Source organism: Brevibacillus gelatini (genome assembly GCF_050920745.1).
Lineage (GTDB): Bacteria > Bacillota > Bacilli > Brevibacillales > Brevibacillaceae > Brevibacillus > Brevibacillus gelatini.
The window spans coordinates 2,317,700-2,330,127 of record NZ_CP154342.1; the positions used below are offsets into that span (position 1 = coordinate 2,317,700).

At 54.1% G+C, this 12,428-nt stretch carries 9 protein-coding genes and 1 pseudogene; 3 read left to right on the plus strand and 7 right to left on the minus strand.

Going from position 1 to position 12,428, the window contains the following annotated elements; all coding sequences use genetic code 11:
• Positions 1 to 226 precede the first annotated feature (226 nt).
• From AAFJ72_RS11295 to pdhA, 5 genes and pseudogenes are all read right to left on the minus strand, one after another.
• A pseudogene (locus AAFJ72_RS11295) lies at positions 227 to 1,646 on the minus strand (FMN-binding glutamate synthase family protein).
• 132 nt (positions 1,647 to 1,778) lie between these two features.
• Positions 1,779 to 3,206, minus strand: coding sequence for a dihydrolipoyl dehydrogenase (gene lpdA / locus AAFJ72_RS11300; RefSeq protein WP_432774048.1), 1,428 nt, complete (start codon positions 3,204 to 3,206; stop codon positions 1,779 to 1,781).
• On the minus strand, positions 3,207 to 4,535 hold the full coding sequence (locus AAFJ72_RS11305; protein ID WP_432774049.1) for a dihydrolipoamide acetyltransferase family protein: 1,329 nt from the start codon (positions 4,533 to 4,535) through the stop codon (positions 3,207 to 3,209). It lies immediately after the preceding gene.
• A gap of 18 nt (positions 4,536 to 4,553) precedes the next feature.
• Entirely contained in the window at positions 4,554 to 5,537 is a 984-nt protein-coding gene (locus AAFJ72_RS11310) for an alpha-ketoacid dehydrogenase subunit beta (protein ID WP_122903805.1), read from the minus strand.
• A complete protein-coding gene (gene pdhA, locus AAFJ72_RS11315; RefSeq protein WP_432774050.1) occupies positions 5,534 to 6,601 on the minus strand; it encodes a pyruvate dehydrogenase (acetyl-transferring) E1 component subunit alpha in 1,068 nt (355 codons plus the stop codon). Before pdhA ends, AAFJ72_RS11310 begins: the two co-directional genes overlap by 4 nt.
• A gap of 176 nt (positions 6,602 to 6,777) precedes the next feature.
• Here pdhA and AAFJ72_RS11320 point away from each other — a divergent pair, with 176 nt between their 5' ends.
• The 3 genes from AAFJ72_RS11320 (at position 6,778) to AAFJ72_RS11330 (ending at position 9,686) form a co-directional block, all read left to right on the plus strand.
• Complete coding sequence (locus tag AAFJ72_RS11320; RefSeq protein WP_432774051.1) at positions 6,778 to 8,187, plus strand: sigma-54 interaction domain-containing protein; 1,410 nt, start codon at positions 6,778 to 6,780, stop codon at positions 8,185 to 8,187.
• Between the two features lie 65 nt (positions 8,188 to 8,252).
• Positions 8,253 to 9,179 carry an aldo/keto reductase gene (locus AAFJ72_RS11325; protein ID WP_432774052.1) on the plus strand — a complete coding sequence of 309 codons (927 nt, stop codon included), beginning with the start codon at positions 8,253 to 8,255 and terminating at the stop codon, positions 9,177 to 9,179.
• 78 nt (positions 9,180 to 9,257) lie between these two features.
• Positions 9,258 to 9,686, plus strand: a complete 429-nt coding sequence (locus AAFJ72_RS11330; protein WP_432774053.1) for a VOC family protein — start codon at positions 9,258 to 9,260, stop codon at positions 9,684 to 9,686.
• 84 nt (positions 9,687 to 9,770) lie between these two features.
• On the opposite strand, the gene AAFJ72_RS11335 is transcribed toward AAFJ72_RS11330, so the two are convergent.
• Together AAFJ72_RS11335 and AAFJ72_RS11340 are read right to left on the minus strand one after the other, a co-directional pair.
• Complete coding sequence (locus AAFJ72_RS11335) at positions 9,771 to 10,226, minus strand: GreA/GreB family elongation factor (RefSeq protein WP_432774054.1); 456 nt, start codon at positions 10,224 to 10,226, stop codon at positions 9,771 to 9,773.
• Between the two features lie 152 nt (positions 10,227 to 10,378).
• Positions 10,379 to 12,292 (minus strand): EAL domain-containing protein, encoded by a 1,914-nt coding sequence (locus tag AAFJ72_RS11340; protein ID WP_432774055.1) that lies wholly within the window; start codon positions 12,290 to 12,292, stop codon positions 10,379 to 10,381.
• Between the last annotated feature and the right edge of the window lie 136 nt (positions 12,293 to 12,428).

Here is a 12,428-nt window from a genome sequence, read left to right on the forward strand (position 1 = left end):
AAGCAGCTGTTGTCCACGATGATGAAAGGATATGGGATCATGTAATCCGGCCAAGCGCTCGCCATCCGCACTCTCTTTCCTATTTCCAATTCGATATGCACCATTTTTTACCTGCTAAATTCGGTAGGTAATTGCCTGATGTCCTTCCAGTCTCAACGTTTTTTCACAGACCACGACATCAGCTTCGCTTCTCGATCCTGCTGGTTTACGATTCGGCTTTTTGTCCTCATGACTGACGTTTCGGAATGTGCGGGGTGTAAGCAAGCGGGATGTTTGTTACCTTGCTGGTCATGCTGTCTGTGGCGATCAAATCGGCGACGCCGACCTGGCGAATGGATGTCTTTCCCAAGGCGAGCGTAGCGATCCGCATTTCATGGACGAACGCACGAAAAAAATGCTCCAAACACTTGGCTGCCTCCTGCTCGTCAAACTCTTTTGTGAAGAGTCCGTTATAAAACAGGATTTGGGTGGGCGGCTCCCACGGAATGGCCTTCGTCACCTGATCGTGCGCCATCGCCCAGAGCATGGCTGTACCCAGATAGACGCCATCCGCGCCCAGCGCCAGCGCTTTCAGGCAATGGCCTGGCGTATAGTACCCTCCTCCGCTCAGCAGCGTAATTTTTTCCTTGACTCCGCGCTTTTGCAAATAGCGCACCGCTCTTGACACGGCATAGATCGTTGGCAAACCGAAGTCGTCCTGCAGGATTGGTGCGCTGCCTTTGTAACCGCCTTGTCCTCCGTCCAGACTGATAAAATCGACGCCAGCCATGATCGCCACTTCCAGATCGGCTTCCAGTTTCGCACTGGCGCACATCTTGACGCCAATCGGCACGCCCTCTGTCAACTCGCGGAGCTGGTCGACGAGCTTGCGCAGATCGTCCGGCTGCTGGACTTCCTTATGCCTGGCCGGGATGACGATGTACTCCTGGTCTGGCACATTCATGACTTGGCTGGCCTTGCCGCAAAGCTCCTGATGCGGGATAAACGTCGCAGTTCCGGCGGTAGCGCCTTGGCCCATCCGGATTTCAATCGCATCGGCTTGCTTGAGAATTTCCGGGCTTTTTGTCCATGCTGCGGAATGATATTGATAGATCAAATATTTTGCGTTCTCTCTTTCTTCGCGCAAGAAGCCGCCTTCCCCCGTATTCGTGGCAGTGCCGACCGCAGCCGTCCCTTTGGCAATGGCGATCTTGGCTTTTTCCGTCACACCCACGCCAAAAACCGATCGCGCCAGCCAACAGCGGAATCTCCAGGGTCAACGGTTTTTTTGCCATCGGACCGATGGTGAGGCGCATCTCAACCTTCGCGCTTTCCGGTGCAGGAAGCACCGCCAATTGGGCGGGGGAAAACAGCAGGCTGTCGTAATCCAAAAATTTTCGCGGGCTGCCAAACGGCCTGTCAATTGCGATGCCCTCCGCAGAGCGCAAGCTGTTTTCCAGCACCTTTTGCGGTGAGACGCGCGTCAGTGCCGAGACGATTTCCCCTATGTTTTCCGGATAGCGGTCGTTCATCACGATTTTGACGAAGTGGCCGACCGCCCAGCGCACGAATCCGCGTGAAAAGCAAAACGCTACGGTCGCAAGCAACACGATTGCCAGAAATGTCCCGATAGTCGCTCCGATCCAGATCGTCACCCAGTCTCCCACCGTGCCCTCTCCTTTGTTGCAGCCGAACGTGCCATTTCCAGTTAGTTTGCTTTCATGCTGGAAAAGATATACTTTCGGACAGACAAGAAAAACCTCCTTTCGCGTTCCAGTCGCGAGCAAGGAGGTTTTCGCTCATTTTTTGTTGACGATGTGGATGGCGTGTCCAAGTGCGGCTTCCGCTGCTTCCAGCCACACCTCGCTCAAGGTCGGGTGTGGGTGGATGGTAAGAGCCAAATCTTCGACTCTGGCCGCAAGCTCCAGAGCCAGTACGCCTTCGCCGATGAGGTTCGGCGCATCTGCACCGACTACGTGCATGCCAAGCAGGAGATGGGTTTCCTCTTCGACGATCACTTCTGCAAAGCCTTCCCGTTCGTCGATGGCAAGTGCCTTGCCGTTTGCCCGGTACGGGAACGACGCCGCCATGACCCGATACCCCTGCGCTTCCGCTTCTTCCCGCGTCAGGCCGACACCAGCAATCGGCGGATCGGTAAAAATGACGTACGGCACATACGGCGAGTCCACGCTGCTTGGCAAGCCCGCGATGACTTCGGCGGCCACGATGCCCTGCTTCGCTGCGCGATGCGCCAGTGCAGGACCGGGCGTGACATCCCCGATGGCAAAAATGTGCGGCTGGTTGGTGCGGCACTCGGCATCGACGGGAATATAGCCTTTTTCATCGATCACAACGCCTGCCTGCCCCAGACCGATGTCGCCCGTGTTCGGCACGCGGCCAATCGTCACCAATGCTTTGTCTACCGCGATCTCTTCGCGTCCGTGCGGCTCGGAGAGGACGGTCAGTACCACCTGGTCAGCGTTGTGCGAGATTTCCTCTACTTTTGTCGCCGTTTTTATGGTCATTCCCAGCTTTTTCGCCTGCTTGCGCACTTCCTGCGTCAAGTGTGGCGCTGTCTGCGGCAGAATGCCTGGGGCTGCTTCCACGACAGTCACGCTCGTTCCCAGTTTGGCAAACGCCATGCCCAGCTCCATCCCGATATAACCACCGCCGATGATCGCAAGCGACTCCGGCAGCTCGTGCAGGTTCAGCACGTCCGTGGAATCCAGAATACGCTCATGGTTCGGCGCCAAAGCTTTCGGTGCAAAAGGGCGGGAGCCAGTGGCAATGATCGCCTGGCGGAACTTGTACGTTTCAAAATCGCCGCCCGTCTCGACACCGATCCGGTCTGCGGACAGAAACGTGGCAGAGCCTTTGACCACTGTCACGCCATTTGCCTTGCAAAGCTGCTCCACCCCCTGGCTCAATTGCGTAACGACGGATGTTTTCCACGCCTGCCAGTCTGGCATGTGAAACGCCGCGCTTCCCTCAGGAAGCCTGATGCCCAGCTTGCCAAGGCCAGCGAGCTTCTCATACTCGCCTGCGGCATGAATCAACGCTTTGGAGGGGATGCAGCCCCGGTTGAGACACACGCCGCCCAGCGCCTCTTTTTCCACGAGGACGACCGATTGGCCCAACTGCCCAAGGCGAATGGCCGCTGCATATCCGCCGGGGCCGCCTCCGATGACGACAACATCTGTTTCGATTGCGATTTCTCCGACTACCATTTAGACCATCTCCGCGAACAATAGATTCGGATCTTCGAGCAGTTCCTTGATCCGGTTGGTAAAGCGCACTGCCGTCACGCCGTCGATCAGGCGGTGGTCAAAGGACAGCGATATGTTCATCATTTGCCGGATGACGCCTACGTCTTCGCGCACGACCCAGCGCTTTTCCATTTTGTGCAGGGCCAAAATTGCAACCTCCGGATGGTTGATGATGGGTGTCGCTTGCAGGCCGCCGATCGGTCCGACATTGCTGATCGTGAACGTCCCGCCTGTAATCTGATCGAGTGTCAGCTTGCCTTCGCGCGCAAGCTCCGACAGCTGCTTGATCTCTGCTGCCAGTTGAAAAATCGATTTGCGGTCGGCATCCTTGATGACGGGCACGATCAACCCGTCCGGCGTATCGGTTGCGATCCCGATATGATAGAAGCGCTTCAGCAAAATTTCGTTGCTGGCATCGTCGATGGAAGCGTTCATGACCGGATATTCCTTTAAGGCGATGACCAGCGCCTTGATGAAAAACGGCAAAAACGTCAGCTTGACCTGCTTCTTCTCGGCATGCGGCTTCAACTGTTCCCGCAGGGCCACAAGCTGATCCATTTCGATTTCGTCGACGGAGGTAACATGCGGGATGATCGTTACGGATTTGACCATGTGCTCCGCGATTTTTTTGCGGATGCCTTTCAGCGGCAGACGCTCGATCAGCTGATCGCCCCCGCTTACTGGCATGGACGATGCTTGCTTTTGCCCTGGCTTTTCCGGTTCTGCCGTCTTGCGTTCGGCTGCTGACGTTACGGGACCCGCAGGCTCGGTCACGGGAGCCGCAGCAAAAGCCGTCGCTGATACTTCTTGCAGCGCACGCTTTTGTCCACCACTGGCAAACTTGTGCAAATCTTCTTCCGTGACGCGTCCGGCTGGCCCCGTGCCGCTTACCTGTTCAATGTCGATTTTCATTTCGCGCGCCAACTGCCGCACGTACGGCGTCGCCAAGGCCCGGCGCGCGCCGTGCCGAGTCGGTACCGCAGTGGTCGATTGCTTTTCCGGCACAGGTGCAGGTGTAAAAGCCGGCTTCGCTTCCGCTCCCTCTCCGCTTGCTGCCCCTGTGTCGATCACCAAAAGTACCGTGCCCACCTCGACCGTGTCGCCCTCGGCGATGCGGATTTCCTGGACGACCCCGGTTGCCGGAGCGGACAGCTCTGCGTTGACTTTGTCGGTCTGGACCTCAATGACTGGCTGGTCCTGGACGACTCGTTCGCCAGGGCGAACCAGCACTTTGAGGATTTCCCCTTCATGCATGCCTTCTCCCACATCGGGGAGTTTGAACTCCACCATGTTCCTCGCTCCTTTGCGCTAAAACGTAAGCGTTTCCAAAATGCCGCTCTTGACGCGTGCCGGCGTCGGCAAATAATCGTCCTCGATGCTAAACTGCGGAACAGGCACGTCAAAGCCTGTAATCCGTTTCACGGGGGCTTTCAAGTAAATCAGCGCCTCATCGTTGATGATCGAGATGATTTCCGCTCCGATGCCTGCTGTCTTGTGCGCCTCGTGGACGACAACAGCACGCCCGGTCTTTTTGATCGATTGGACAATCGTGTCGCGATCGAGCGGGTAAATCGTCCGCAAGTCCACGACTTCACAGCTCGCTCCCTGCTCACGCTCCATCTGCTTTGCCGCTTCCTCAGCTACGCGCAGCATGGCTCCCCAGGCAAAAATGGAAATATCCGTTCCTTCCCGTACCACTTTTGCTTTCCCGATGGGGACGCGATACATTTCTTCGGGAACTTCTTCCTTGAACGCCCGGTACAGCTTGGTCGGCTCCAAAAAGATGACCGGGTCGGGATCTTCCATGGCCGCGATCAGCAAGCCTTTGGCATCATACGGCGTGCCCGGAGCGACTACCTTCAGCCCTGGCACGTGGGCAAAAAACGTCTCGACGCTCTCGGAGTGCAGCTCCGGCCCGCGAATGCCAGCCCCGTATGGCGTGCGAATGACCATCGGTACATGATACTGGCCGCGCGTCCGGTAGCGCATCCGCGCTGCATGGGACACAATCTGTTCAAAACCGGGATAAATAAAGGCCAGAAACTGAATCTCGACGACCGGAATCAGCCCGTTCATGGCAAGCCCGATGGCTGCCCCGATGATGCCCGCCTCGGACAGCGGCGTATCGACGACGCGATTTGCCCCGTATTTGTGAATCAAATCCTCGGTCGCGCGAAAAACCCCTCCGTTCACACCGACGTCCTCGCCGAGCAGCATGACGCGCGAATCTTCTGCCATCTTTTGGTCCATTGCTTCCGTAATTGCCTGAATCATCGTCAGTTTGCGACTCATGCCGGGATGTCCTCCTTCTTCGCTGGTTTTGCAAGCTCGCCTTCCTGCTCCACTGCCATCCAGACAGGCTCTTCGTACACATGCTTGAACATGTCTTCCGGACGGGACTTCGGATAGCTCTCCGCTTCTACCAGTGCTGCATCGATCTGTTCATTTGCCCGGGCGATCAGCTCCGCTTCCTTGGCCTCGTTCCACAGCCCGCGACGGACGAGGAATGTGTGCAGACGCTGGATCGGATCGCGCTCGCTTCTCCACTCTTCCGCCAGTTTTTCCTGATCGCGGTACTTTTTCGGATCGTCTGCGGTCGTATGAGCACCGTACCGGTATGTCACCGCTTCAATCAAGGTTGGCCCCTGGCCGTTCAACGCCCGTTCCACCGCTTCTTTCACGGTTAGCCAGACCGCGAACACATCGTTGCCGTCGATGCGCACGCCCGGAATGTCATAGGCAATCGCACGTTGTGCAATCGTTTTCGAAGCAGATTGCTGGGAAAAAGGCACGCTAATCGCATAGCCGTTGTTTTGACAGAAGAAGATTGTCGGCGTCTGGAACACCCCGGCGAAGTTGAGCGCTTCGTGGAAGTCGCCCTCTGACGTCGCCCCGTCGCCGAAGTAGGCCAGGCTGACATGCTGCTCGTTTTGCAGCTTGCTCGCCCACGCTGTGCCCACTGCATGCACCATTTGTGTCGCAATCGGTACGCATGGCGGCATGATATTCAATCCTTCCGGGCTGATGCTCCCTTCCATATGGCCCATCCAGTACAAAAATACGCGGGCCATGGATTGTCCGTGCACAATCGCCGCTGCATGATCGCGGTAAGTCGGGAACAGCCAGTCACCAGGCTTGAGTGCCATCGCGCTGCCGACCTGCGAAGCCTCCTGTCCTTCGAAAGGAGCGTACGTTCCCATCCGGCCCTGGCGCTGCAAATGAATCGACTTGCGGTCAAACAGGCGTACCCGCACCATATGTTCATACATGTTTATCATCACAGATTCGTCCAGTCGCCCGTCGATCGGCTCTGTCAACTCTCCCGCAGGAGTCAATACCTGATATAATGAAGACATGTAACATCCCTCGCTTTTTCGCATCGTTATCCATAAGTATTAGCAAACTTCGTGCCAATCGCTTGAAAGCGGTTTCTTCATATCGGATGCTGTCGTTGATTATTTTTGCATATGCATTTTTGCGCATTGATGCTCAATTCTGATTATTTTGCAAACAAGCAACAAGGGGGTACACCATGTATCAGACCAGGTTTTTTCAAGGAAGCGACAACACGGAGCTCGTCCAGCTGATTATGACCATCTTCAAAACCTCCCACGACGGCCTGGCGATCTGTGATCGCAACGGCTATGTACTCCTGTACAACGACGCCTATTTGAGCATTACCGGAATTCCTGCTGATATTCTGAACAACTTCAGCTATATTGAACAAAAAGAAATGCACATCGTTCCCGACTCCTCTGCCGCAAGAGCGATCGCGACCAAGCAGACGCACAGCGTCGTGATCCATTACGCCAACGGCCGGACGGCGATCAATACGGCAACCCCCCTGCTCGACCAAAACGGGGAACTGCTGTTTGTCGTCGGCAATGTCCGCGATATTACCGAGCTGAACAAGCTGCAGCAGGAGCTGGAGGAAACGCGGCAGATCAATTCGACCTTCCAACGCGCCCTGGAGCAGATTCAAAACGACATCGACTCGGGCGGTCAGATCATCTATCGCAGCAGCCTGATGCACCGAATCGTCTCGCTGGCCAATCGCTTTGCGGCCAACGATTCCCCGATTTTGCTGCTCGGCGAGTCCGGGGTCGGCAAGGACGTTTTGGCGAATTACATTCACGCACAGAGCGGGCGCTCGGGCGAGTTTATCAAGATCAACTGCGGGGCCATCCCCGACCATCTGCTGGAATCGGAGCTGTTCGGCTACGAAAAAGGCGCGTTCACCGGAGCGAGCCAGGCAAAAGAGGGTTTGTTTGAGTTGGCGCACAGCGGCACGATCTTTCTCGACGAGATCGGAGATTTACCGTTTCCCTTGCAGGTCAAGCTCCTGAATGTTTTGCAGGACGGAAAAATCAGACGGCTGGGCGGAAAAACGTCGCGCCAGGTCAATATGCGCATCATCGCCGCCACCAACAGCAACCTGGAGGCGATGGTCGAGCAAAAACAGTTTCGTCAGGACTTGTATTACCGGCTGAACGTGCTGTCGCTGACCATCCCGCCGCTGCGCGAACGGCGCGAGGATATTCCCGCGCTCATTTTCTACTATTTAAAAAAGCTGGAGTGGAAATACCAGCAGGAAATGCGGCTCGAAACCGACGCGCTCGAAGCACTCGTCGACTACGACTGGCCGGGAAACGTCCGCGAGCTGAAAAACGTCGTGGAACGGTCCTATCACATGTGCGAAAATGGCCGCATCACGTACGACCAGCTTCCCGCCTCGATTCGCAGCTCGCAGCACAGCTCACTTCCGCTTCACCTGGCCAAGCTGGAGCAGCCGATCTCGCTCAAGGAAGCGGTCGAAAGGTTCGAGCGGGAGTACATTCAGCGCGTACTGAAAGAAACAAGCACGATGCAGGAATGTGCTGACAAGCTCGGCGTCAATATCTCGACGCTCGTGCGCAAAAAACGCGGGCTTGGAATCAAATAGCGGCAGGGAGAACGATCACGATTGCCGAAACATTCATGGAGCAATAAGTGGATGGAGGAATGGACGTGAAGTATTTTTCGATCAAAAACACTGAACTACATGCTTCCAACATGATTATGGGCAACATGCGCCTCACCCAGCTTTCCCTGACGGAAGCGGAAAAATTGATTCGCACGGCGCTTGAAGAAGGAATCAATCTGTTTGACCATGCAGATATTTACGGGGATGGCCGCTGTGAGGAGCACTTTGCCGCAGCCATCCAAATGAGCCCTGCGATTCGCGAGAAAATGATTTTGCAGAGCAAGTGCGGCATTCGCGCCAAGGAAAACTACTACGATTTTTCCAAGGAGCATATTCTCGCCTCGGTCGACGGGATTTTGAAACGGTTGAAAACAGAATATTTGGATATTCTGCTGCTCCATCGCCCTGATCCGTTGATGGAGCCGGAGGAAGTCGCGGAGGCTTTTCAGAAGTTGCAAGAACAGGGCAAGGTCAACTATTTCGGAGTGTCCAACCATAACCCGGCGCAAATTGCGCTGCTGCAAAAGTTCCTGCCGCAAAAGCTTGTCATCAATCAAATCCAGTTCAGTATCGTGCACACACCCGTGATCGATTCCGGCATCACGCTGAACATGAAAACAGACCAATCGCTCAACCGCGACAGCAGCGTTCTGGAATACTGCCGCTTGCACGACATCACGCTGCAAGCGTGGTCGCCATTCCAGCACGGCGTGTTCAAAGGCCCGTTTCTCGGCGATCTGATCCATTTCCCTGAGCTGAACAAGGTGATCGACAGCATCGCAGAAAAATACGAGGTAACAAGCACCGCCATCGCCGTCGCCTGGATCACCCGCCATCCGGCGAATATTCAGGTGGTGCTCGGAACGACCAATGTGCAACGGCTCAAGGACGCTTGCAAAGGGGCCGACCTGACCTTGACCCGTGAGGAATGGTACCGCATCTACAAAGCGGCTGGCAACCTCATTCCATAGCCCGTCACGTATATTTACCAGGAAATATTTCCATCATAGGAGAGATTGAAAAAACATCACCGACAAGGAGGACCGTACATGCCTGTCCACGCCTACCTCACCTTCAACGGCAATTGCCTGGAAGCGGTACAGTTTTACGCGCAAGTATTCCAGACGGAAGCACCGCAGATCATGACCTATGGCGAGGCGCCGCAAGACCCGAATTATCCGCTGCCGGAAGAAGCGAAAAATCTCGTCATGCACACGCGGCTTCTCATCAGCGGCAGCCCGGTCATGTTTTCCGATGCGTTTCCGGGAATGCCGTATGCAGCAGGAACGAATTTCAGCCTGGCGGTCATAAGCGACAATCACAACGAGTTGAAAGGCTACTTTGACAAACTGAAAGAAGGCGGGACGGTCCGCATGGAGTTGCAAGAAACATTCTGGAGCAAAGCCTACGGTAGCCTCGTCGACAAGTTCGGCATTGAGTGGCAATTCAATTGCGGCGATGGGCAAAATGCCAAGTAGACAGAGGATGATGTCCTCTGTTTTTTTTGGAAAAAGAAAAGGCACTAACCGGACTGTTAGCACCTTTTCCCTTCCCCATGACGATTACATTGAAAAATCGCCCATATATGTAAAGCTTATCTCCCGTACCTGCACCTGCTGCCTGCCGACCGGACTCTCCAGATCAAGCAAATCGTTCGGAGCAGTCAGCAGCAGTTGTCTGCCGATGGGCGACAAGAATGAAATTCTGTTGTTATCCGGATCAATATCAGTGGGGTACACCACCGTGAATGATTCCTCAAAGCCATCCTCTTCAAATCGCACCTTCACGCTGCTGCCAAGCAAAGTCACTGCTTTCAGCGACGCAAACAACGCGCTGTCGTCTTGGGCGAGCAACTGTTCCAACGTCTGCTTGTAGCGCTGGATCATTTCATCAATCGTTTGTTTTTCTCTTCCATAATCGCGGACATAATGATCGAAAAAGAGCGAATATTGCTCATCAAAAAATACAAGCTGGTTAATCAGATGCTTTCTCGTCCCTTGCAAAACACTATGGTTCATAATAAATGTCACCCCCCAGTTGTTTTTCATGGACGAGTTTGATGAACGCCTTGTTTTCCAATGAAAATACCTCCTTAGAAAAATAAGCCCCCGAAGGGACTCTCTTTATTGTATCAGGAATTGCAAAATGATTCCATTCCATACATCCGCTCTCACTCTCGCAGAAAAGATCGGGACTGTCTGTACGGGACAAAAAAAGTCTCTTCTACTTCTGTTGCTGGCAGCGGTCGGCTGAAATAATAGCCCTGAATTTCCTTGCAGGCGTTTTCTGTCAAGAAATCGAGCTGCCCCTGTGTTTCGATTCCTTCCGCGATCACCTCCATATTCAGATGCTTCGCCATGGCGATGATGGTCGCCACAATCGCCTGGTCGCTCGCATTTTGCGTAATATCGGTGATGAAGGAGCGATCAATTTTCAGCCTGTGAATGGGCAGTTGCTTGAGATAGCTCAAAGAACTGTATCCGGTCCCAAAATCGTCGAGACTGATTCTTACCCCAAAATCGTTCAGCTTGTTGAGAATTTCCGTGGACAGGTCCGGGTCCATCATCATGCTCTCGGTAATTTCCAGTTCCAGATATTTCGCTTCCAGCCCGGTTTCCTCCAGGATGTCGCGAATGGATTCAACCAGATTCGCCTGGTGGAACTGTCGCGAGGACAAGTTGACAGATACTGGAATGAGCGGGCCGCCTGCATCGTGCCATTCTTTCATCTGCCGGCACGCTTCCCGCAGTGCCCATGTTCCGATGTCGTAGATCAGCCCGGTTTCCTCCGCCAGCGGAATAAAAAGGCCGGGCGAAAGCATCCCTTTTGTCGGGTGATTCCAGCGAACAAGTGCTTCCACGCCGATTACTTCATTGCTGAGGGCCTGCACCTGCGGCTGGTAATGCAGCGTAAGCTCATTCTCCTTGATCGCCTTGCGCAAGTCGCTTTCCATCTCGAAGCGCAGCAGCAGTTGATTGTCCAGCTCGTTGGAGAACAGCTGGTAGCCGTTCTTGCCGTTTTTCTTCACCTCGTACATGGCTGCGTCGGCATTTTTCAGCAATTCTTCGACAGTTGTGCCGTGATCGGGATAAATGGCAATACCGATGCTGGCTGAGACATAGTAATCGATGCTCTGCAGACGGTACGGAATCTCAATCTCCTTGACGGCTTGCTCTGCCAGTTCCGTAAAATCCCGGTCGGAGGACACGTTTTTGCAAATCAGCGTAAACTCGTCCCCGCCCATTCGCGCAATCGTGACGTCAAAGCCTTCCGTGCTTTTGCGAATGCGGTTGCTGACCTCTTGCAAAAAACGATCTCCGTACGTGTGTCCAAGCGAATCGTTAATCAGTTTGAACCGATCAATGTCCACCACGAGCACAGCAAAACGGGAATCATCCTCCCCGCTCTGTTCAATCGTCTTCTGCAGCGTCTGATGCAGCATCCTCCGGTTTGGCAAGCCAGTCAGGTCATCGTGAAGCGCGTAATATTCAATAATCGCTTTCGATCGTTGCTCCTCCATCCGCGTCTGAATCTCGTAGGCTTCCAGCACCAACTGCTGTTCCAGGCTGAGCAGCTTGGTGACAGCCTGGGCAAGCGCGGAGCAATCCGGGCGAATGCCTTGCAATCCGTCGACGATGCGAAGCAGCGTGCACAGCAAGTTTTGAAACGCGCCCATGTACCACTTCGAGGGCAACCCGATCTTTTTGTGCACCGTGGCAATGCGCATCCGTTTTTCGATAAAAGCTTCATCGATGCGCCCGTTGAACATTTCCATGAGGTGGTGGGACAATGTTTGGCGCAGGTGGTTGACCGTTGTATGGCTCGTAATAATTTCCTTTAACGAATCCACATGCAGAATCGATTCATAGAACGACGCTGTGATCTGCTCAATTTGTGCCACTACCACCGGACGAAGCTCTGCAATCAGCTCCAGGTCTTTTTGCGTCAAATTAATCATGTTCATTTGAGCCAAAACTTCTGGATTTCCTTTCAAAGAGATGCCGGGAGAATCATCGTTTTGTGGAATCGAAGATTTGCTGCATGAATGGCAATCGTTCTGCGAAAGATGAGAGAAATGATCCATTCCACTAAACTCCTTTGCTGCCTGAACCAAAAATTTTGGACTCATGCCAAGTTGTCATGTTTACACATTCGACATGTTTCAACATTTCCCTTTCATCATTAGCCATAAGCTGTCCAAGATTGTTACAATATTCCAA

Bases quoted from the DNA above. Each gene is read 5' to 3' on its own strand.
- lpdA (WP_432774048.1), bottom strand. From the start codon at position 3,206: ATGGTAGTCGGAGAAATCGCAATCGAAACAGATGTTGTCGTCATCGGA.
- AAFJ72_RS11305 (WP_432774049.1), bottom strand. From the start codon at position 4,535: ATGGTGGAGTTCAAACTCCCCGATGTGGGAGAAGGCATGCATGAAGGG.
- AAFJ72_RS11310 (WP_122903805.1), bottom strand. From the start codon at position 5,537: ATGAGTCGCAAACTGACGATGATTCAGGCAATTACGGAAGCAATGGAC.
- pdhA (WP_432774050.1), bottom strand. From the start codon at position 6,601: ATGTCTTCATTATATCAGGTATTGACTCCTGCGGGAGAGTTGACAGAG.
- AAFJ72_RS11320 (WP_432774051.1), top strand. From the start codon at position 6,778: ATGTATCAGACCAGGTTTTTTCAAGGAAGCGACAACACGGAGCTCGTC.
- AAFJ72_RS11330 (WP_432774053.1), top strand. From the start codon at position 9,258: ATGCCTGTCCACGCCTACCTCACCTTCAACGGCAATTGCCTGGAAGCG.
- AAFJ72_RS11335 (WP_432774054.1), bottom strand. From the start codon at position 10,226: ATGAACCATAGTGTTTTGCAAGGGACGAGAAAGCATCTGATTAACCAG.
- AAFJ72_RS11340 (WP_432774055.1), bottom strand. From the start codon at position 12,292: ATGGATCATTTCTCTCATCTTTCGCAGAACGATTGCCATTCATGCAGC.